Source organism: Streptomyces sp. NPDC028298, from assembly GCF_055565895.1.
The window spans coordinates 1,448,487-1,467,849 of the sequence record NZ_JBVHTL010000001.1; the positions used below are offsets into that span (position 1 = coordinate 1,448,487).

Annotated in this window: 19 protein-coding genes and 1 riboswitch; of the genes, 11 read left to right on the plus strand and 8 right to left on the minus strand. The window is 72.9% G+C overall.

Annotated elements, in window-relative coordinates; translation table 11 throughout:
* Window positions 1–63 precede the first annotated feature (63 nt).
* The 3 genes from ACZ4TO_RS06390 to ACZ4TO_RS06400 all read left to right on the plus strand — a co-directional run bounded on the left by ACZ4TO_RS06390 (window position 64) and on the right by ACZ4TO_RS06400 (window position 2,803).
* Entirely contained in the window at window positions 64–1,074 is a 1,011-nt protein-coding gene (locus tag ACZ4TO_RS06390) for a LuxR C-terminal-related transcriptional regulator (RefSeq protein ID WP_382788255.1), read from the plus strand.
* Window positions 1,075–1,205: 131 nt separating this feature from the next.
* Window positions 1,206–1,760 carry an RNA polymerase sigma factor gene (locus tag ACZ4TO_RS06395; protein ID WP_468023569.1) on the plus strand — a complete coding sequence of 185 codons (555 nt, stop codon included), beginning with the start codon at window positions 1,206–1,208 and terminating at the stop codon, window positions 1,758–1,760.
* Window positions 1,757–2,803: a hypothetical protein gene (locus tag ACZ4TO_RS06400; RefSeq protein ID WP_468023570.1), complete on the plus strand. Its 1,047-nt coding sequence runs from the start codon at window positions 1,757–1,759 to the stop codon at window positions 2,801–2,803. The genes ACZ4TO_RS06395 and ACZ4TO_RS06400 overlap by 4 nt, the downstream gene beginning before the upstream one ends.
* A gap of 163 nt (window positions 2,804–2,966) precedes the next feature.
* Here ACZ4TO_RS06400 and ACZ4TO_RS06405 read toward each other — a convergent pair whose 3' ends face one another.
* Entirely contained in the window at window positions 2,967–3,962 is a 996-nt protein-coding gene (locus tag ACZ4TO_RS06405) for a helix-turn-helix domain-containing protein (RefSeq protein WP_468023571.1), read from the minus strand.
* Window positions 3,963–4,120: 158 nt separating this feature from the next.
* On the opposite strand from ACZ4TO_RS06405, the gene ACZ4TO_RS06410 reads away from it, so the two are divergent.
* Both ACZ4TO_RS06410 and ACZ4TO_RS06415 read left to right on the plus strand, forming a co-directional pair.
* Complete coding sequence (locus ACZ4TO_RS06410) at window positions 4,121–4,429, plus strand: hypothetical protein (protein WP_468023572.1); 309 nt, start codon at window positions 4,121–4,123, stop codon at window positions 4,427–4,429.
* 170 nt (window positions 4,430–4,599) lie between these two features.
* Window positions 4,600–4,800: a hypothetical protein gene (locus ACZ4TO_RS06415; RefSeq protein WP_382788265.1), complete on the plus strand. Its 201-nt coding sequence runs from the start codon at window positions 4,600–4,602 to the stop codon at window positions 4,798–4,800.
* 218 nt (window positions 4,801–5,018) lie between these two features.
* Here the strand turns inward: ACZ4TO_RS06415 and ACZ4TO_RS06420 are convergent, their stop codons facing one another.
* Window positions 5,019–6,308, minus strand: a complete 1,290-nt coding sequence (locus ACZ4TO_RS06420; protein WP_382788267.1) for a tachylectin-related carbohydrate-binding protein — start codon at window positions 6,306–6,308, stop codon at window positions 5,019–5,021.
* Window positions 6,309–6,571: 263 nt separating this feature from the next.
* On the minus strand, window positions 6,572–6,946 hold the full coding sequence (locus tag ACZ4TO_RS06425; RefSeq protein WP_382788751.1) for a (2Fe-2S) ferredoxin domain-containing protein: 375 nt from the start codon (window positions 6,944–6,946) through the stop codon (window positions 6,572–6,574).
* 68 nt (window positions 6,947–7,014) lie between these two features.
* Window positions 7,015–7,190: riboswitch (cobalamin riboswitch) on the minus strand.
* A gap of 117 nt (window positions 7,191–7,307) precedes the next feature.
* Between ACZ4TO_RS06425 and ACZ4TO_RS06430 the strand changes: the two genes are divergently transcribed.
* The gene (locus ACZ4TO_RS06430) at window positions 7,308–8,039 is read left to right on the plus strand and encodes a 3-oxoacyl-ACP reductase family protein (protein ID WP_468023796.1); all 732 of its coding nucleotides are present in this window, start codon (window positions 7,308–7,310) and stop codon (window positions 8,037–8,039) included.
* Window positions 8,040–8,163: 124 nt separating this feature from the next.
* On the opposite strand, the gene alc is transcribed toward ACZ4TO_RS06430, so the two are convergent.
* Window positions 8,164–9,288 carry an allantoicase gene (gene alc, locus ACZ4TO_RS06435; RefSeq protein WP_385041304.1) on the minus strand — a complete coding sequence of 375 codons (1,125 nt, stop codon included), beginning with the start codon at window positions 9,286–9,288 and terminating at the stop codon, window positions 8,164–8,166.
* A 48-nt stretch (window positions 9,289–9,336) separates the two neighbouring features.
* Window positions 9,337–10,677, minus strand: coding sequence for an allantoinase AllB (gene allB / locus ACZ4TO_RS06440; RefSeq protein WP_468023573.1), 1,341 nt, complete (start codon window positions 10,675–10,677; stop codon window positions 9,337–9,339).
* Window positions 10,678–11,025: 348 nt separating this feature from the next.
* Here allB and ACZ4TO_RS06445 point away from each other — a divergent pair, with 348 nt between their 5' ends.
* The gene (locus ACZ4TO_RS06445) at window positions 11,026–11,829 is read left to right on the plus strand and encodes an IclR family transcriptional regulator (protein ID WP_382788276.1); all 804 of its coding nucleotides are present in this window, start codon (window positions 11,026–11,028) and stop codon (window positions 11,827–11,829) included.
* A gap of 341 nt (window positions 11,830–12,170) precedes the next feature.
* On the opposite strand, the gene ACZ4TO_RS06450 is transcribed toward ACZ4TO_RS06445, so the two are convergent.
* A complete protein-coding gene (locus ACZ4TO_RS06450) occupies window positions 12,171–12,857 on the minus strand; it encodes an ABC transporter ATP-binding protein (protein ID WP_468023574.1) in 687 nt (228 codons plus the stop codon).
* Window positions 12,858–12,933: 76 nt separating this feature from the next.
* Entirely contained in the window at window positions 12,934–13,971 is a 1,038-nt protein-coding gene (locus tag ACZ4TO_RS06455) for an FtsX-like permease family protein (RefSeq protein WP_382788280.1), read from the minus strand.
* A 222-nt stretch (window positions 13,972–14,193) separates the two neighbouring features.
* Between ACZ4TO_RS06455 and ACZ4TO_RS06460 the strand changes: the two genes are divergently transcribed.
* Both ACZ4TO_RS06460 and ACZ4TO_RS06465 read left to right on the plus strand, forming a co-directional pair.
* Window positions 14,194–15,597 carry a sensor histidine kinase gene (locus tag ACZ4TO_RS06460; protein ID WP_468023575.1) on the plus strand — a complete coding sequence of 468 codons (1,404 nt, stop codon included), beginning with the start codon at window positions 14,194–14,196 and terminating at the stop codon, window positions 15,595–15,597.
* On the plus strand, window positions 15,594–16,226 hold the full coding sequence (locus tag ACZ4TO_RS06465) for a response regulator (protein WP_468023576.1): 633 nt from the start codon (window positions 15,594–15,596) through the stop codon (window positions 16,224–16,226). The genes ACZ4TO_RS06460 and ACZ4TO_RS06465 overlap by 4 nt, the downstream gene beginning before the upstream one ends.
* 49 nt (window positions 16,227–16,275) lie before the next feature.
* On the opposite strand, the gene ACZ4TO_RS06470 is transcribed toward ACZ4TO_RS06465, so the two are convergent.
* Window positions 16,276–16,599, minus strand: coding sequence for a DUF5955 family protein (locus ACZ4TO_RS06470; protein ID WP_382788286.1), 324 nt, complete (start codon window positions 16,597–16,599; stop codon window positions 16,276–16,278).
* Window positions 16,600–16,811: 212 nt separating this feature from the next.
* Here ACZ4TO_RS06470 and ACZ4TO_RS06475 point away from each other — a divergent pair, with 212 nt between their 5' ends.
* Window positions 16,812–17,411: a nucleotidyltransferase family protein gene (locus tag ACZ4TO_RS06475; RefSeq protein WP_468023577.1), complete on the plus strand. Its 600-nt coding sequence runs from the start codon at window positions 16,812–16,814 to the stop codon at window positions 17,409–17,411.
* A gap of 282 nt (window positions 17,412–17,693) precedes the next feature.
* On the plus strand, window positions 17,694–19,328 hold the full coding sequence (gene aceB, locus ACZ4TO_RS06480; protein ID WP_468023578.1) for a malate synthase A: 1,635 nt from the start codon (window positions 17,694–17,696) through the stop codon (window positions 19,326–19,328).
* Window positions 19,329–19,363 lie beyond the last annotated feature (35 nt).

The window sequence follows — 19,363 nt, forward strand, 5'->3', positions numbered from 1 at the left end:
CACTTGTGTGGCCTGCGAGAACATCGCCTTGTGCGGCCTGCGAGAACGGGTGAGAATCCAGGCGTGAGTCGGGACACGGTGGACGAGCGGTGGCGGGCTCTCGGGCTGGGTACGGAGGAACTCAAGGTCTACGAGGCCTTGTTGAACATCCCCGAGCATCCGTCCCGAGCGGCACTCGCCCGGTCCACCGGCCTCTCGGCGCCCCGGCTCGCGGCCGCCCTCGACCACCTCGGCGAGCACGGGTTCACCCGGACCGCCCGTGACCTCGCGATGCCCGTCGCGATCCCTCCCGCCACCGCGCTGCGCAACCTGATCCACGTCCATCAGGCCGATCTGCTGCGCAGGTCGGCCGAGTTGGAGGAGCTCACCGGGACGGTGGACCGGATGGCCGCCCGACTCGTCGGCTCCGCGCACGGCGCCCCGGCACTCGGCATCGAGACGGTCCGGGGCGGCGAGGCGATCGCCGCGCGGGTGGCCTCCCTGCTGGTCTCGGCACGCACGGAGGTGGCGCTCCTGGACCGGCCGCCGTACGCGGCGAGCGAACCCGACGGCATGCCCTCCCCGCTCGACGTGACCGAGCCGGTACGACGCGGGGTGCGGGTGCGGACCGTGGTGGACCGCGAGGGCCTGAGCTTCCACGGCCGCGCCCGGGGCCTCGGCGATCTGGCCGCGCAGGGCGTGCAGATCCGGGTGGGCACCGACCTGCCGACGAAGCTGATCACGGTCGACCGGCGGGTGACGCTGCTGCCGCCGACGGACGCGGCGGACCCGACGGCCTCGGCCCTGGTGGTGAACGACTCGCTCCTGAGCAACGCCCTGGTGCCGCTGTTCGAGGCGATCTGGGAACGGGCCGTACCCATCGGATCCCCGTCGGACAGCCAGATCACGGAACAGGACCGGGAGCTGCTGACGATGCTCGCGTCCGGCCTGAAGGACGAGGCGATCGCCCGGCGCCTCGACGTCCACGTCCACACGGTCCGCCGCCGCATCACCCGCCTGATGCGGTCCCTGAACACGCAGACCCGGTTCCAGACGGGGGTGCAGGCCGCGCTGCGGGGCTGGCTGACGGTGTGACCGCGGCCGGCCGCTCGGCGCGTCCACCGTGACGCGGCGCCGCTCCCCGGCCCGGGCGCGCGAACGCTGCCGACGGTTTCCGCCAAGTAAGGGGTGAGACCGCCGGCCGGCGGTCCGGAGACGGAGGTCCCATGACATCGGGCCCGGACGACGAGGAGCTGCTGGGCCGCACGGCACGCGACCCGGCCGCCTTCACGCCGTTGGTGGAACGCCATTCGGCGGCCCTGCACGGCTACTTCACCCGCCGCGCGCCCGGCGCCGCCGACGATCTGCTCGCCGAGCTGTGGCTCCAGGCGTTCGCGGCGCGCCGCGGTTTCGACGCGGCCCGCGGGTCCGTACGGGCCTGGCTGTTCGGCGTGGCCAGGAACGTGCTCTCCGCCCACTGGCGGCGGGACGCGGCGGCCCGCCCGGACATTCCGCGCGCCGTCGGCGACGACGATCCCTGGGAGGCGGTGGACGACCGGCTCGTCGCCGCGGCGGTGGCACCCAGGCTGCGCGAGCTCCTTGCCGGACTACCCGACGTGGAGCGGGAGTTGCTGCTGCTCGTCGCCTGGGAGCAGCTCACGCCCAGCGAGGCCGCCGGCGTGGTCGGCATACCCGCGGCGACCGCCCGCACCCGTCTGCACCGCGCGCGCAGCCGTCTGCGCTCGGGCGCCCCCTTCGACCTGTCAGGAGACCTGACATGACCGAGAAGACCGAATCTGACGACTTCCTCGACTTCCCCGGCGCCGACGAACTGATCGCGGCCGGAGCCGTGGCGCCACCCTCGGACGCCAAGGTCAGGGCCGTACGCGACATCCTGGCGCTCGTCGCGGCACGCGAGGCCGCACGGACGCCCGCCCCCGCGGAGTACGAGGGTGCGATCCCCCTCGCCACGGCCCGACGCGGCGGCCCGGCGGCCTCCCTCGCGCCCCCGATGGACGTGCCCGAGGAGGATGTGGTCGTCCTCGGCCCCGACGAGCCGGGCACGGCACCGCGACGGCGCCGGCTCTCGCGGCGTGGAGGGATCCTGGCGGCGGCCGCCGCGGTGGCCGCGATCGCGGCGGGGGCGGCCGTGTACCCGGTGCGGGACGTGACGGACAGGTCGGTGTCGACGGTCTCGTCGGCCTCGGAGTTCCTGAACGGTATGGCGAAGGTCTCCGCGAAGGCAGAGGCGCACGAAGGAACGTACTGGATGGTCCACTACACGTCGAAGGACGGCCGGAGGACGGCCACGTACGCCGTCTACTGCACCCGGGCGGGCACCACCTGGGTTCGCAAGGGGGACGCGAAACCGCTCAAGTCCGGTAGCAGCACGGTGAATTGGAAGGTCGGCGACAAGCGCCTGTCCTGGACGGAGTTCGACCGTCTGCCCACCGACCCGGAGAAGCTGAAGGCCTGGTTCTCCAAGGACCCCGAGGAACGGTTCGAGCAGGTCCTGTCATTGCTGGAGACGTCACCGGCGGGCCCCGAGCTGCGTTCCGCGCTCTTTCGGATCGTCGCGAGGACACCGGGTCTGACCGTGAAGTCCGGAGTCAAGGACAGCCGGGGCCGTACGGGCACGGAGATCGTCTTCCGCGGGTCCACGCGGGTGGAGAAGCCGGGCTTCAAGCCCGTGTCCGTCCCGTACTCCCTCCGCTATGTCCTCGACCCGGACACGAGCCGCGTTCTGGAAAGGGGCGCCGCCGGAGCCGACCCGGTGGTCCGCACGACCTATGTCGAGGTCGGCTGGACGAACCGCGTCCGCTGACCGGCGAAGGCGGCGGTCCCGGTTTCCGGGGCCGCCGCCTTCGGACATCGCCCGACCGGCCGGCGGCCCCCGGGCAAGGGTTCAGGAGCGCTGGTTCAGGAGCGCTGGTTCGGGGCGCTGGTTCGGGGCGCTGGTTCGGGGGCGCTGATTCGGGGGCGCTGATTCAGGGGCGCGGCGGGAGCCAGCCCTGCTGGACGGCCCTCACGCCGGCCTCGAAGCGGCTTCGGGCGTCCAGGCGTTCCATGAGTTCGGAGGCGATCCGGCGGGCCGTGCGGTGGGAGACCCCGAGCCGTTTGGCGATGGCCTCGTCGGTGTGGCCCTCGGCCAGGAGCCGCAGCGTGGTCGTCTGCTGGCCGATGAGTCCGTTCGGGTCGGTGGGGACGGTCTCGCCGAGCGGCTGGGCGGATTCCCAGGTGGTCTCGAAGAGCGCGCACAGGGCGGTGAGCGTGCCCTGGCCGGTCAGCAGGACGGCGCCGGCGGCGGTGTCGTCGCTGCTGACCGAGATCATGGCGGTCTCCCGGTCCATGAGGATCATCCGGGTCGGCAGGGACGGCACCGTGCGGACCCGGCCGCCCAGCCGGGCCAGCCAGGTGGCGTGTTCGACGGTGGGCCGGTTCGTACGGACACTGTCGAGGTAGATCGTGCGCATGCGCACCCCGCGGCCGAGCAGGTCCTCGTTGAGCGGCCGGGAGGCGGCCATGTTCTCCGCGGTCTGCGGTCCGCCCGGGGCGAAGGCGAGGAACTCCTCGCGCACCTCGCGGGTGAGTACGGCCAGCCGGTCGCGTATCTGGTCGAGGCCGACGAGTTGCTCCACCCCGGGATGGCTGGTGGCCGGGCGGAGCTCGGCGTACTCGGAGATGAGCTGGGCCGCGGCGGCCCGGGAGGATTCGAGGCGCTGCTGCTGGGCCGCCAACTGGGCCTGCTGGCGGCCCATCAGGATCTCCATGCCGATGTCCGGGGAGACGGCCCGGAGCCGGCCGGCGTCCCCCGCGGCCGGGCGCACCAGGGCCAGCTCGCTCAACGTGTCGAGGGCGTCGCGCACCTCGTCCCCGGACAGTCCCACGGTGTCGGCGAGGGCCGCGACACCGGCTGCCGGACTTCTGAGCATGGCGCGGTACACCGTCTCCGCGGCCGTATCGAGTCCAAGTGCGGTCAGCATCCGGTTCCCCCCAGTTTCCACAGACCCTCCCCTGTCCCACGATGATCTTCGCAGAGGACCGGGGATCGTCACAGGGGGAAGGACCAAACCGGCCAAGGCCTCAACTGGCCATCACGCAAGCCGACTTGTCGGCGCATCGCGTTGAGATTCTGGACCGCATGTACCTGGTCCACACATATCTGGAACTGCCGTACGGCGACGAGCCGCCACCGAACATCAGAACTCTGGTGCGAGCGGCGATCGTCCCCCGCGACGGTGTCGAGCACGTCGCCGTGCACACCGTCTCCCCGGCCGAACTCACCCTCGGCTTCTACTTGTTGGCCGACACGCTGGAGGAGGCGGAGGAACGAGCGGTGCGGGCCACCCGCCGACTGCTCCGCGCCGTACCGCAGTTGGCCGGGGCGCGGCCGACCGGTGCCGGGGTGCCGTTGGTGCCCCTGGCCTTCGAGCCGCAGCCGGTGGACTGAAACGGCCTGCCTGGACGCATCGGTCCAAGGCCGCTTCCGTCCATCCGTGAACCCTTTCCTCGGGCCTGAGCTGCGACGAACCTATGAGTCACCGGCCGAGGAGAGCGCCACCGCGGGGCGCGACACCAGGCCGGACACCGCATCTCGTCCCGGAAGGAACGGAAACAGCCATGCTTCGTACCCGCATCGCCAAGGCCGCCGCGGTCACCTCCCTCGTCGTCGCCGCGGCTCTCGCCGCCCCGGTGGTCACGCACCGGTCCACGGCGGACGCGGTTCCGGCCTCCTCCGTTCTCGCCTCCGACGCCGGCTGGCAGGTCGCTCCGGCAGACGCCGGCTGGCAGGTCGCTCCGACGGACGCCGGCTGGCAGTAGCCCGCCCGCCGCGTACGGCTGCGGCTCGCCGCTGCCGCGGCCCGTCGGCCCGTCAGTGCGCCAGTCCGCCAGTCCGAAAAGGGCGGTGCCCCCTCGTGGCGAGGGGGCACCGCCCTTTTCGGCGTGGGCCGGAGCAGGGCAGACGTCTCCCGGGGCGCGCGAACGCCTCGAAGGCCCCGCCGGGGATCGGCGGGGCCTTCGAGGCGTCAAGTGGGGTGTCAGGCGATCTTCTTGTAGCGCAGGGCGACGTAGTCCGAGGCCGGGTGGCCGCTGATGTCACCGCTGTTGATGTTCGCGGTCGAGTAGTTCATGTCCGTGGCCGGGCTGCTCTCGGAGTAGTAGTAGAAGGTGCCCGCGTCCTGGTTCTTCCAGCCCGCGAAGATGACGGCGTGCTCGGAGTAGTCGTTCAGCGCGTCGCCGGGCAGGAGGGCGGTCTTGCTGATCTGCGTGCTCGCGCTGGGCAGCGTCTCGGTCGTCAGCGAGGTGGTGAGGTGCCAGGCCATGGAGACGAAGCCGGAGCAGTCGGTGCGGTAGGAGTGGTCGCCGTCGACGTCCACGGCGGAGGCGCCCTGGTCGTACTGGACGTTGCGGTTGTACCAGTTCTTGGCCCGGTCCATGACCTCGCTGCGGTAGATGGTGCCGCCCTGGACGGACTTCGGCGGCGCCGCCGGCACGTAGGCGCAGTTGTTGGCGTAGGCCGACAGCAGGCTCTGGGTCCAGCCGGAGGCGTCCACCGGGTCGTCGGAGTGGTACGTGATGTCGCCGCCGTCACCGTCGGTCGGGTCGGCGTCGGAGTACCAGTACATGCCGCCGTTGGTGCGGCCGTAGTAGAGGCCGCCGCCCGGCGAGGAGAGCGAGTCGACCGCCGACCAGCCGCTCGCCTTGAGGACGGAGAGGTCCCAGTCGTCCACTCCGTTGATCTTGTAGCTGAGCAGCCGGCCGTCGGCGGTCGAGGCGACGATGCGGTCGTCGCCCGCGGCGGCGAGCGTCTTGAGGACGAAGCCGGTGTCGATCACGACGTGCTGGCCTATGTGCTCCGAGCCCGCCGGCTTGGGCTGGGAGACGACGTACTGGTGGAGCTGGCCGTCGACGGTCCCGTAGAGGTGGCCGGCTCCGTCGTAGACCATCTTGTCGAAGGTCCAGCCGCCGTCCCAGATCTTGACGACTCCCGCGACCCCGAGGGAGGTGTTGTTGGTCTGGATGTCGACGCGGTAGAGGTCGCCGGTGGTCGACGTGACCAGGACCGTGTTGAAGTTGAGCGTCGCCATCGCCTTGGGCGTGAAGCCGAGGTTCGGGCCGATGAGCGTCTTGACGCGGTTGCCGGTGTCCGGCGCGATCTGCGTGTACGTCAGCCGGCCGTCCGAGAGCGTGCCGTACATCGACACGTCCCCGGAGCAGGACGCGACGGCGTGTGCTGCGCCGGCGGTGGTGGCCACCATGCCGAGGGACATCGCGCCGACGGCGGCGACGGCTGCGGTGGTACGGCGGACGGCGTGGCTGAACTTCATGATCTCTCCTGCGGCGTGGAAGTCGTACGGGCGAAGGCACGTCACCGACCGCCCGGCTGCCCTGCAGGTGCAGCCGTGGAGGTCGTCCCGGGCGGGTCGCCCGGTGGCAAGAACTACTTTCGCCGCAGGTCAGGCGGGGTGGAAGAGAGATCGACTGGACGCAAACGGCCTTGGCCCGTTGCGTCCTGACACGGCGTCAAAATGCCCCGGGGCGTCGCATTCGGCGCCCCGGGGCGGGTCGGCCGGCCCCTGCGTGCGCGGGCTCAGGAGTCGGCCGGGCGCCCCGGCGGGGTGAAGGTGTACAGGTCGAGGATGTCCGGCGGCGGAGCGACGCCCGGACCGCCGGCGCGTACCCAGGTCACGATGTCCTCGGTCGCTTCGGGGTCGTTGACGAGTCCGAGCCAGACGGGCCGCGCGCCGGCCGCCCGGCCCGCCGCGGACGGCTGTACGACGACGACGTTGGCCTGGTCGCACACGTCGAGGCACTCGGAGACGCGCACCGGTACCTCGGCGCGCAGCCGCGCGGTCTGTGCGGCGTGGTCCACCCCGGTCACCTTGGGACTGCCGCAGCAGCAGTCCCGGCACACGACGACCCGGCACGGCACGGGTCCGCGCACCGCCGCGGACTCCCCCGACATCTCTTCCGCCGGCGTCTCGGGCACAGCGCACCACTCCCCTCCCGGGGAGATCCGCCCCGGTGTCGATCGAGGAGGCGACCGCGTGAGTCTCCTGGCTCCCGGATCCCCGAACGCTCCGCCTTCCCACCCCGGTCGGGGCAGTGGCATGCCGGAGCGCGCTCACCGGTCACAGTGGCGGGACCGCGCCGGATTCACACCGGCTTCCTCGTTCCGCCGTCGCCTTATGTCGCCGGTCATCATGTCATCCGCCGATGTCGGTGTCCGTTCGCCGCCAGCGTCCCGCGGCCGCGGCGGCTGGGATGGGTTCATGACTTCTCAGACCCTTCAGACCCTTCAGACCTCTCAGACCTCTCAGCGAGACATGGACGGCAAGGTGGCCCTCGTGACCGGCGGGAGCCGGGGCATCGGGGCCGCGACGGCATTGCGGCTGGCCCGCGAGGGCGCGGACGTGGCCATCACCTATGTGAGCGGCAAGGAGGCCGCGGAGGACGTCGTACGGGGTGTCGAGGCGCTCGGGCGCAGGGGGTTGGCCCTGCGCGCGGACGCCTCCGACGCTGCGGAGTCCGGCGCGGTCGCGGACCGGGTCGTCGCGGAGTTCGGGCGGCTCGACGTCCTCGTCAACAACGCGGGGGTGGGGGTCCTGGGTCCGCTGGAGTCCCTGACCCCGGCGGACGTCGACCGGGTGCTCGACGTGAACGTCCGGGGCGTCTTCCTGGCCTCCCGGTCGGCCGCGCCGCATCTCGGGGACGGCGGGCGGATCGTCACGATCGGCAGTTGCATGGCCAAGCGCGTGCCCGGTCCGGGAGGGACGCTCTACGCGATGAGCAAGTCCGCGCTGGTCGGCCTGACCAAGGCGCTGGCGCGGGAGCTCGGCGGCCGCGGGATCACCGCCAACATCGTCCATCCCGGTCCCGTCGACACCGACATGAACCCGGCGGACGGCCCGTACGCGCCGGGCCAGAGCGCGCTGACCGCCGTGGGCCGCTTCGGCACCGCCGACGAGGTCGCGTCGATCGTCGCGTACCTGGCGGGGAGCGAGGCGGGATACGTCACGGGGGCGGAGTTCGCGGTGGACGGCGGACACGCGGCATGACGAGCGGGGATCCGGCCGGGGGCGGCCCCGGCGTGCGGTGAGCCCGCTCCTCCGGAAGGGGGAGCCCCTTCCGGAGGAGCGGAGTCCCCCGTGGTGTGCCCGGCTGCGGACCGAACCGGGCCGCTCAGCCGCCCAGTTCCTGGTGGCGTGCCGTCAGGCGGGACGCGCCCTCCTCCGTCAGGGAGCCGAAGAGGCGCAGGCGGGAGATGCCCCCGTCCGGGAAGATGTCCACGCGCGCGTGCGTGGCGACGGCGGGTGCGGCGAGGGAGAAGCGGTGGTTGGTGTCGGGCTGGAGGCGGGTGCGGGGCAGGATCTCGGTCCACTCCCCCGCGTCCGGGCCATCGCCGTCGCGCACCGAGACCGAGGCCCAGCCGGCGCTGTTGCCCTTCAGATACGCCGTGTCGATCTCGAAGGCGCGGATCTCGGACCGGGCGACGAGCCGGTAGCGGATCCAGTCGTTGCCGTCGTCGCGTCGCCTGCGGGTCTCCCAGCCGTCGTCCATCTTGCGCGAACGGCCGGGCTGGATGGTGTTGGTGGCGGGTGAGTAGAAGAGGTCGGAGGCGTCCTCGACCTGTCCGCCGTTCTCCAGGGCGACCACGTCGAACGTGCCGAGGGCGGACAGCCAGCGCGGGTCGGGCACGACCTCGCCGTACACGCGCAGCCGGGCGATGCCGCCGTCGGGGTGCTGGTTGACCCGCAGGTGGGTGAAGCGCTGTTCGACGGAGACGGTGAATCCGTTGGCCGCGTGACCGCCGACCGGCGTGCGCGGTACCAGAGTCGTCCACTTCACCTCGTCCGCCAGGAGTTCCTCGGGGGAGGGCGAACCGGGCACGGAGGCGCCCTCGACCGACACCGCCTGCGGATAGTTGCCGCGGAAGTGGGCGGTGTCGACGACGATCCCGCGGATCACCCCGGGGGCACCGAGCCGTACCAGGGCCCAGTCGTGGTCCTCGGCGGTCGGCCACGGGTGCTCGGCGGAGGCGCCACGGCGCCGCCGGGTCTCCCAGCCGTCCATGACCTTGCCCTTGTGGCCGAAGTGCTCGGGGTCGAACTCGGCGGCCCCGGCGACGAGAAGGTTCTCGCGCTGGGCGAAGAACTCGTCGTTGGCGGCGACGACGCCCGCGCCGAGCTGCCGGTCCGCCAGGTTGGCGTACCGGGTGAAGGGGAAGTCGGTGGTGCGGTAGTCCGCGTACGGGTCACCGCCTCCGTAGGGGTTCGCGTCTCCGGTGAAGCTCTGGGTCGCCGTCACGGTGATCAGGGGTTCCTTTCGCGAGTCGGCCGCCACGGGGCGGGGTAATCAGGTCGTACGGGTCAGCAGGTGACCCTTCGGATCGGTGAACTCGCCGTCGGCGAAGACGCGTTGGCCGCGCAGCCAGGTCGACTTCACGACGCCGGCGAGGGTCCTGCCCGCGTACGCCGTCACGCGGTTGCGGTGCTGGAGCGCGGCGGGGTCGACGGTGAAGGTCTCGTCGGGGGCGAACACCGCGAAGTCGGCGTCGTGTCCCGCCGCGATGGCGCCCTTGCTGCCGCCCAGGCCGACCAGTTCGGCCGTGCGGGAGGACATCCAGCGGACCACGTCCTCCAGGCCGTGGCCGCGCCCGCGGGCCTCGGTCCAGACGGCGGCCAGGCTCAACTGGAGGCCGGAGATGCCGCCCCACGCGGTCGCGAAGTCGTCCGTCTTGAGGTCGGCGGTCGACGGGGAGTGGTCGGTGACCACGCAGTCGATCGTGCCGTCGGCCAGCGCCTGCCACAGCAGGTCCTGGTTGGCGGCCTCGCGGATCGGCGGGCAGCACTTGAACTCGCTGGCGCCGTCCGGGACTTCCTCGGCGGTCAGGGTGAGGTAGTGCGGGCAGGTCTCCACCGTGAGCCGGACGCCGTCCGCCTTGGCCGCTGCGATCAGCGGGAGCGCGTCGCTCGACGACAGGTGCAGCACGTGCACCCGCGCGTCGAGACGCCTGGCCTGCGCGACGAGGCTCTCGATTGCGGTGTCCTCGGCGTCCCGGGGGCGCGAGGCGAGGAAGTCGGCGTACCTGCGGCCGCCCTTCTGCGGGGCGGCGGCGAGATGGTGCGGGTCCTCGGCGTGCACGATCAGCAGTCCGCCGAAGCCGGCGATCTCGGCGAGGGACCGGGCGAGCTGCTCCTGGTCGAGTTCGGGGAACTCCTCCACGCCGGACGGCGACAGGAACGCCTTGAACCCGAACACCCCGGCGTCGTGAAGGGGTTGGAGATCCTTGACGTTGCCGGGCAGCGCGCCGCCCCAGAAGCCGACGTCGATGTGCGCCTTGGCGCGGGCGACGTCCCGCTTCGTAGCGAGGTGGTCGACCGTCGTCGTCGGCGGGAGGGAGTTGAGCGGCATGTCGATCAGGGTGGTGATGCCGCCGGCGGCCGCGGCACGGGTCGCGGTCCAGAAGCCCTCCCACTCGGTGCGGCCGGGGTCGTTCACATGGACGTGGGTGTCGACGAGGCCGGGCAGCAGGACGTCGTCGCCGACGTCCTCCAGCCGGGCGCCGGACGGCACCTCGGCCTCGTACGGCAGCACGGCCGTGATCCTTCCCGCGGCGACCGCGACCGAAGCGGCGCGCGTCCCCTCGGGCGTGATGACGCGCGTCGAGCGCAGCATCAGTTCGGCATCGGACACCCGGACCCCTCTCTCCGCCGCCGTCGTCTCCCGTTGCCGCCGGGTTGCTTCCGCGTAACGGAATTCAACTTTCTGTTGAAGAAGTCTTCACCCCGGCCTCCGCCCCGTCAAGGGCTCATTTCTCCACCCTCCCCCGACCCGGCCGAGATCCGCTCCCGCTGCGCCCGGTCAGGAGGTTTTCCGTATGGCGAAATCACTCTTCCGACAGACAGAAGTAGCCTTACCCTACCTGGTGGCCCGTCGGGTGCCGGGTAGGCTGCGCTTCTGCCTGCCCGCCACCCGCCGCCGCCCCCTTCGAGAGTCTTCGGGTCACCCCGCTCGATACCGCGCCCCGAAAGGACCGCCGCCGTGCCGCCGTCCAGCGCCAGCACCACCGACCCCAGATCGTCCGCCTCCAGTGGCGGCGTCCAGTCCCTCGAGCGCGCCTTCGATCTGCTGGAGCGCATGGCGGACGCCGGGGGCGAGGTCGGTCTGAGCGAGCTCTCCGCGAGCAGCGGGTTGCCGCTGCCCACCATCCACCGGCTGATGCGCACCCTCGTGGCCTGCGGATACGTACGGCAGCAGGCGAATCGCCGGTACGCGCTCGGCCCCCGGCTGATCCGCCTCGGCGAGTCCGCCTCCCGGCTGCTCGGCACCTGGGCCCGCCCCTATCTGGCGCGTCTGGTGGAGGAGACCGGCGAGACCGCGAACATGGCGCTGCTCGACGGGGACGAGATCGTCTACGTCGCCCAGGTGCCGTCCAAGCACTCGATGCGCATGTTCACCGAAGTGGGCCGCCGGGTGCTCCCGCACTCGACGGGCGTCGGCAAGGCGCTGCTGGCCCACACCCCGGACGACGAGGTGCGCGCGCTGCTCGCCCGTACGGGGATGCCCGCCGCGACGGAGAAGACGATCACCACTCCGGACGGCTTCCTCGCCGCGCTCGACGAGGTGCGCCGCACCGGTTACGCGATCGACGACAACGAGCAGGAGATCGGCGTCCGCTGCCTGGCCGTCCTGGTGCCGGACTCCCCGACCGCCGCCGCGATCTCGATCTCCGGCCCGGCCGGCCGGGTCACCGAGGCCGCCACCGAGAAGATCGTGCCGGTGCTCCAGCAGGTCGCGGCGGAGCTGTCGGAGGCCCTGGCCAGCACGGGCCAGAGCACCGGCTGACCCGACCACGGGCCGCGGGCCACGGGCCACCGGCCGCGGACCGCAGGCCACCGGCCACATGCCGCGGCCCAAAGGCCACTTGCCACAGGCCACCTGCCGCGGACGCGGACGGCGGACGCGGACGGCGGACGCGGACGGCGGACGGCGGACGCGGACGGCGGACGGCGGACCGCCGTAGGGTCCGCTCGTCCCCGACTCTCCGCCCAGGCCACTCCGTCGACCGCGTATCCGGGTCGCTCCGCACCCGACCCGGCATCCGGTCACTCCGCCCCCGACCCGGCATCCGGCCACTCCGCACCCGACCCGGCATCCGGTCGCTCCGACCCCGGCCCGGCGTCCGGTCACTCCGCCGTCGGCACCGCCACCGGTGTCCCCAGGCGTCCGTCCCTCATCTCCCGTACCGCGTCCGCCTCGCCGAGGCGGGCGCGGTCGTGTGTCACGAGGACGGTCGCGGTCGCGCGTTCACGGGTGAGCCGCACCAACAGGTCCAGCACCGCCGTCCCGCGCTCCTGGTCGAGGGCGCTGGTCGGCTCGTCGACCAGCAGCACCGAGGGCTCGTTGACCAGCGCGCGGGCGATGTTCACCCGCTGCCGCTGTCCCCCGGACAACTGGTGCGGACGCCGGTGCGCCAGCTCGCCCAGCCCGACCTCGGCGAGCAGCTCCCGTGCCCGCGGCGTCACGTGACGGCGTCCGTCCAGGTGACCCATCACCTGGAGCTGTTCCAGCGCGGTCAGCGAGGGCAGCAGGTTGGGCTGCTGGAACACGATGCCGATCTCGCGCCGCCGCAGGACGGCCCGCTCGGCGGAGGTCAGCGCCCCCGTCTCCGTACCGCCGACGAGAACGCGCCCGCGGTCCGGGGCGACCAGGGTCGCGGCGACCGCGAGGAGGCTGGACTTCCCGGATCCTGAGGGGCCCACGACGGCCGTCATCGTGCCGGCCGGCACCCGCAGGCTCACAGCGTCCAGCGCGGTCAGACGGCCGTCGCCGTCGGGGTAGGTGAGGGTGATGTCGTCGAGGGTCAGGCTCACGCGGCACTCTCCTGTGCGTCGGTTCGGTCGGTCCGGGACCTCGGCGCGGCGCCGTCGGCGAGCCCGGCCGGGGTCCTCATCGGGCGCTCGCCAGCGCGGTCAGGGGGTCCACGGCCGTGACCCGGCGGACGGCGAGCCCGGCGCCGAGCGCCCCGAGGGCGATCGTGACGGCGGCGGGACCGAGCACGGTCGTGACGTCCAGGGCGTACGGCACGTCGCCTCCCCGCACCAGCGCGCCGGCTCCGGCCGCGAGCCCGCTGCCCAGCAGCGTCCCGGCGGTGAGCATGAGGACGGCCTGGCCCAGCGCGTCGCGCAGGAGGTACGGCGTGGAGGCGCCCAGCGCCTTCAGGACCGCGACGTCGGGCGACCGCTGGATCGTCCAGACCGTGAAGAAGGCCCCGGTGACGAGCGCCGAGATGACGAAGAGGAATCCGCGCATGAGCTGGAGCGAGCCGTTCTCGGCCTGGTAGGAGCCGATGGCGGTCAGGGAGTCGTCCCTCGTGAACGTCTTCGTGCCGGCGGCGCGGTCGCCCGCCCGCAGATCGGCTCCGTCGGTGCGCAGGGCGAGCACGGTCGCCGGACCGGAGAGATCGGTCCACACGACGGGGGTGTGACTGTACGAGGCGTGGCCGGCGACGGCCGCGACGGTCAGCCGGGCGCCGCCGAGCACCACCCGGTCGCCCGGCCCCGCACCGAGCGCCTCCGCGGCCTTCTCGGACAGCACGGCACGTCCGGGGGCGACGCCCGCCGGGGCGATGCCCGAGCCCGGCCGCACGGCGAAGGAGGACACCGCGGCCGTCCGGTCCCCGGCGGAGGCGTTCAGGGTGCGGACGCCGATCGGCTCGGCCGAGGTGACTCCGGGCCTGCCGGCCCAGGCCTCCCGGGCGTGGGCCGGCACCGGGGCGCCGGTGAAGGACACCGGCTGTCCCGCGGCCGGCGCGGCGAAGGCCAGGTGGTCGGCGGGCAGGGCGGTGACCGCCGAGGTGTTCTCCCCGGCGAGCCCGGCGGTCAGCCCGGACAGCAGGCCCACGAGCAGGGTGATCAGTACGACGACGGCTCCCATCAGGGCGAAGCGCCCCTTGGCGAACCGCAGGTCTCTCCATGCGACGAACATGCTCCGAGCCTGCCGCCCGGACCCCGTCCGGGGCATCGCACCGCCGCATGCTTCGGCCGGGCCGAAGGAGGGGGCCCCGGTCGCCGGGAGACGGACCGGTCGGCACCGGAGGGACGACCGCCCACGGACCCGGGAGGGATACGGCGCCGGCGAAGGGAGCAGCCGTCTTTCAACCTTTCGGTTGACCGGGGCCGGTCCTGTCCCGCCTACCCTGGAACGACCATGAATGTCCCCCGTCGCTCCCCCGTCGTCGCCGTCCTGCGTCTGTGCCTGTACGTCCTGCTCGCCGGCCTTCTCCTGCTGGCCGCGGTCCGATCCGGCGACACCGGGCACCCGACGGCCGTCGTCCTTTCGGTGCTGGTGACGGGCGTGGTGCTCGTGGCGGGCGCCGTCTCCCCGGCGGTGCACCGCTCACGGCGTGCGGCCGCGCTGTGGGTGGCCGCCCTCAGCGCGAGCTGGCTGGCGCTCGTCGCGCTCTCCCCGGACGGGCTGTGGGTGGCCTTCCCGCTCTACTTCCTGCAGCTCCACCTGCTGCCGGTGCGCTGGAGCCTGCCCGCGGTCGCCCTGACCGCCGGGGCGGCGGTCGCGAGCTTCGTGGCGCACGGCGCGCCCCTCACCCCCGGGGCGTTCATCGGCCCGCTGCTCGGGGCGGGGGTCGCGGTCGCGACGGTCCTCGGGTACCAGGCGCTGTACCGGGAGAGCGAGCGCCGCCGCGAGCTGATCGAGGAGCTGATCGCCACCCGCGCCGAGCTGGCCGAGGCCGAACGCGCCGCGGGCACGCTCGCCGAGCGGGAGCGGATGGCCCGGGAGATCCACGACACGCTCGCCCAGGGCCTGTCCAGCATCCAGCTCCTGATGCGGGCCGCCCAGCGGCTGCTGCCGGCGGACTCGCCCGCGGCCCCGCACGTGGAGCGGGCCCGGGCTACCGCGCAGGACAACCTCGCCGAGGCCCGTCGCTTCGTCCGCGCGCTCACCCCTCCCGATCTGGAACACGGTTCGCTCGCCGCCGCGCTGGAGCGGCTGTGCCGGTCGGCCGCCGTGGACACGCCGAGGGTCCGCTTCTCGGTGAGCGGCACGCCGGCCGGGCTTCCGACCCCGTACGAGGTGGCCCTGCTGCGGATCGCCCAGTCGGCGCTCGGCAACACGCTGCGCCACGCGGACGCGGAGCGCGTCGAGATCACGCTCAGCTTCATGGACACCTCGGTCACGCTGGACGTGGTGGACGACGGCACCGGGTTCGCCCCGGACGACGTACGGCCGGACCGGAACCGGTCGGACCCGGACCAGCCGGACCGCCACCGCCAGGACCGCCACCGCCCGGACCAGCCGGACCGTCCGGCCCCGGACCGGGACCGCCTGGGCGGGGACCCCGCCACCGTAAAGACCACGGACGAAGGCACCGTCGACGGAGCCCTCACCGGCGCGGACCCCACCGGTAGAGACACGGCGGACGGGGGCTTCGGTCTGCCCGCCATGCGGTCGCGCGCGCGGTCGCTGGGCGGGACGTTCACCGTCGAGTCGGCTCCCGGTCAGGGCACGGCGGTGGCGGTCACGCTGCCCCTGCCCGTGCCCGCCGGCGGGGAGCCGGCCGGTACGGAACGCCGCGCCGTGGGGAGCCGGGCATGACCGTGCGGCTGCTGCTCGCGGACGACCACCCCGTCGTCCGCGCCGGACTGCGCGCGGTGCTGTCCGCGGAGCCGGACTTCGAGATCGTCGCGGAGGCGGCGACCGCGGAGGCCGCGGTGGAGCGGGCCGGGGCGGGCGACGTGGACGTCGTCCTCATGGACCTCCAGTTCGGCGCCGGGATGCACGGGGCGGAGGCCGCGGCGGCGATCACCGCCCGCCCCGGCGCCCCCCGGGTCCTCGTCCTGACCACGTACGACACCGACGCGGACATCCTGGCCGCGGTCGAGGCGGGCGCCTGCGGCTACCTCCTCAAGGACGCCCCTCCCGAGGAGCTCTCCGCCGCCGTGCGCACCGCCGCCTCGGGGCACTCGGCGCTCGCCCCGAAGGTCGCCGACCGGCTCATGGACCGCATGCGCACCCCGGCCGCCGCGCTGAGCCGTCGTGAACTCGAGGTGCTCGAACTGGTCAAGGACGGTCTCTCGAACCAGCAGATCAGCAAGAAGCTGTTCCTGAGCCAGGCGACCGTGAAGTCCCATCTGGTGCACATCTACGCGAAGTTGGGCGTGGACTCCCGCACATCGGCTGTGGCGGCGGCCACCAATCGGGGTGTCATCCGCAGGGGGCGCTAGGGCGTGTCCGCAAAGTCGCGTCGTCCGCCCGAAGGGCGGGCCCGGCGGCTCACAGGCGGGTTCGGTGCGGGGGGTCCCCGAAGAGTTCGACCGCGCTGCGGACGTCGGCGAGGCGGGTGGCGAGAGCGCTCACCGAGCCGATCGCGCCCGCGACCAGGAGGAGCGAGCGGCGCAGCCGGGGAACCTCCGGCATGCCTCCGGCGGCCATCGCGGCGAGGGACGCGAGCTCGTCCTCGGCGATGCCCCGGTCGGGGAACTCGACGGGATGGACGGCGAGTTCACGGCGCAGCCGGGCGACAGCGGTCCGCAACTCCGCCACCCTCGGATCCTCGTCGCTGCCCGTCACCGGTCTCTGCCCCAAGCTCCGCAACACAGCTCTCCCCCTCGCGCACGCGGTCGTGCGTCGGTCCCGCCCACGTCGGCTCCAGCTCCCCGTGGCGGTGGTCAGGCGCCGGGGGACGCGGGCCAGTAAACGCCACCCGGTGCGCCGGGCGCCACTGCGCGGACCGAAATTCAGCCCGGGGACACCGCGGTGACGGCCGTGGTTCCGGGGCATGCCCGGGCCGGGTCGGGTATGCAGGGGACATGACGGAGAACAAGGACGAGGTGGCGGGGCTGGTGCTGGCGGCCGGAGGCGGACGGCGCCTCGGGGGCCGCCCCAAGGCACTGCTGCCCCACCGGGGGCGGCCCCTCGTCGAGCACGCGGTGGAGGAGCTGCGGGCCGGCGGCTGCGCCCGCGTCCATGTCGTGCTCGGCGCCCGCGCCGACGCCGTACGGGACCGGGCGTCGCTGGCCGGGTGCGTCCTCGTGGACAACCCCCGCTGGGAGGAGGGCATGGGTTCCTCGCTGCGGGCCGGGCTGGACTCGCTGGCGGACTCGGGGGCGCGGGCCGCGCTGGTGTCGCTGGTCGACCAGCCGGGGATCGGCCGGGAGGCGGTGGCCCGGGTGCTGGCCGCGTACGCCTCTCCGCTGACGCTCGCCGCGGCGGCGTACGACGGTGAGCGCGGCCATCCGGTGCTGTTCGGGGCCGGGCACTGGGCCGGGATCGCGGCGGCGGCCACCGGTGACCAGGGCGCGCGTGCCTATCTGAAGGCCCATGCGGACGCCGTCACCCTGGTCGAGTGCGGGGACGTGGCGCGGGCGTACGACATCGACACGGAGGACGACCTGGTCCACCTTGAGTGAGCGGGGTGGCACCGAGCGCCACCTTCCGTCGATCTGGAGAATCTCGACATCAACAAACCATTGAACTTCCACCATGAGGAAATTAGTATCCACTGCTCAGAAGCGCCTCGCCGTGTCGAAGGCGCCCGGCTCGGTCCGCGTGGGCCGCGGCACCGGGTGCCAGGCGCGGTGACGCCGTCCGTGGTTCGCTCGTTCGACCGGTGTGCGGCGCCCCGCGGGCCCCGCACGCGGATCGCCACGACCCGCTCGCCCGCACGTAGCTCGCTGAAGGAGTGACAGCTCATGTCCGCACCAGCGCCGTCCCCGCTGGCCATCGTCGACGCCGAGCCCCTGCCCCGGCAGGAGGAGGTCCTCACCGAGGCGGCCCTCGCCTTCGTGGCCGAGCTGCACCGGCTGTTCACGCCCCGGCGTGACGAGCTCCTCGCCCGCCGGGCGGAGCGGCGCGCCGAGATCGCCCGTACCTCCACGCTCGACTTCCTCCCGGAGACCGCCGCGATCCGCGCGGACGACTCCTGGAAGGTGGCCCCGGCTCCGGCCGCGCTCGAGGACCGCCGGGTCGAGATCACCGGCCCCACCGACCGCAAGATGACGATCAACGCCCTGAACTCCGGGGCCCGCGTCTGGCTCGCGGACTTCGAGGACGCCTCGGCGCCCACCTGGGAGAACGTCGTCCTCGGACAGGTCAACCTGATGGACGCCTACGCCCGGAGCATCGACTTCACCGACCCGGGCTCCGGAAAGTCGTACGCCCTCAAGCCGGACGCGGAGCTCGCGACCGTCGTGATGCGGCCGCGCGGCTGGCATCTGGACGAGCGTCACCTCGTGGCAGCCGACGGCACCCCCGTGCCGGGCGCGCTCGTCGACTTCGGCCTGTACTTCTTCCACAACGCGCAGCGGCTGCTGGACCTCGACAAGGGCCCGTACTTCTATCTGCCCAAGACCGAGTCCCACCTCGAAGCACGCCTGTGGAACGACGTGTTCGTCTTCGCGCAGGACCATGTCGGCATCCCGCAGGGCACGGTCCGGGCCACCGTCCTGATCGAGACGATCACGGCGGCGTACGAGATGGACGAGATCCTCTACGAACTCCGGGACCACGCCTCCGGATTGAACGCCGGCCGCTGGGACTACCTCTTCTCCATCGTCAAGAACTTCCGTGACGGCGGGACGAAGTTCGTCCTGCCGGACCGCAACGCGGTGACGATGACGGCCCCGTTCATGCGGGCGTACACCGAACTCCTCGTCCGCACCTGCCACAAGCGGGGTGCCCACGCGATCGGCGGCATGGCCGCGTTCATCCCCTCGCGGCGCGACGAGGAGGTCAACAAGGTGGCCTTCGAGAAGGTCAAGGCCGACAAGGACCGTGAGGCGGGCGACGGCTTCGACGGCTCGTGGGTGGCCCACCCCGACCTCGTCCCCATCGCGCTGGCCTCCTTCGACGCCGTCCTCGGCGACCGGCCGAACCAGAAGGAGCGGCTGCGCGAGGACGTGTCGGTCGCGGCCGGAGACCTCATCGCCGTCGACTCGCTCGACGCGCGGCCGACGTACGGCGGTCTGGTCAACGCCGTTCAGGTCGGCATCCGTTACATCGAGGCCTGGCTGCGCGGTCTGGGCGCGGTCGCCATCTTCAACCTCATGGAGGACGCGGCCACCGCCGAGATCTCGCGCTCGCAGATCTGGCAGTGGATCAACGCGGGGGTCGTCTTCGAGCACGACGGCGAGACCGTCGCGGCCACTCCGGAACTGGCCCGTGAGATCGCCGCGCGGGAACTCGCGGACATCCGCGCCGAGATCGGCGAGGAGGCCTTCGCGGCCGGCCGCTGGCAGCAGGCGCACGACCTGCTCCTGAAGGTCGCGCTGGACGAGGACTACGCGGACTTCCTCACCCTGCCCGCCTACGAGCAGCTCACCGGCTGACCCGGACCGGTCCGCCGCACCCGCCCGGTCCGCCG

Excerpts from the sequence above, each read along its gene's own strand:
- ACZ4TO_RS06395 (WP_468023569.1), top strand. The coding sequence starts at position 1,206 with ATGACATCGGGCCCGGACGACGAGGAGCTGCTGGGCCGCACGGCACGC.
- ACZ4TO_RS06400 (WP_468023570.1), top strand. The coding sequence starts at position 1,757 with ATGACCGAGAAGACCGAATCTGACGACTTCCTCGACTTCCCCGGCGCC.
- ACZ4TO_RS06405 (WP_468023571.1), bottom strand. The coding sequence starts at position 3,962 with ATGCTGACCGCACTTGGACTCGATACGGCCGCGGAGACGGTGTACCGC.
- ACZ4TO_RS06410 (WP_468023572.1), top strand. The coding sequence starts at position 4,121 with ATGTACCTGGTCCACACATATCTGGAACTGCCGTACGGCGACGAGCCG.
- ACZ4TO_RS06415 (WP_382788265.1), top strand. The coding sequence starts at position 4,600 with ATGCTTCGTACCCGCATCGCCAAGGCCGCCGCGGTCACCTCCCTCGTC.
- ACZ4TO_RS06420 (WP_382788267.1), bottom strand. The coding sequence starts at position 6,308 with ATGAAGTTCAGCCACGCCGTCCGCCGTACCACCGCAGCCGTCGCCGCC.
- ACZ4TO_RS06425 (WP_382788751.1), bottom strand. The coding sequence starts at position 6,946 with ATGTCGGGGGAGTCCGCGGCGGTGCGCGGACCCGTGCCGTGCCGGGTC.
- ACZ4TO_RS06430 (WP_468023796.1), top strand. The coding sequence starts at position 7,308 with ATGGACGGCAAGGTGGCCCTCGTGACCGGCGGGAGCCGGGGCATCGGG.
- ACZ4TO_RS06455 (WP_382788280.1), bottom strand. The coding sequence starts at position 13,971 with ATGTTCGTCGCATGGAGAGACCTGCGGTTCGCCAAGGGGCGCTTCGCC.
- ACZ4TO_RS06460 (WP_468023575.1), top strand. The coding sequence starts at position 14,194 with ATGAATGTCCCCCGTCGCTCCCCCGTCGTCGCCGTCCTGCGTCTGTGC.
- ACZ4TO_RS06465 (WP_468023576.1), top strand. The coding sequence starts at position 15,594 with ATGACCGTGCGGCTGCTGCTCGCGGACGACCACCCCGTCGTCCGCGCC.
- ACZ4TO_RS06475 (WP_468023577.1), top strand. The coding sequence starts at position 16,812 with ATGACGGAGAACAAGGACGAGGTGGCGGGGCTGGTGCTGGCGGCCGGA.
- aceB (WP_468023578.1), top strand. The coding sequence starts at position 17,694 with ATGTCCGCACCAGCGCCGTCCCCGCTGGCCATCGTCGACGCCGAGCCC.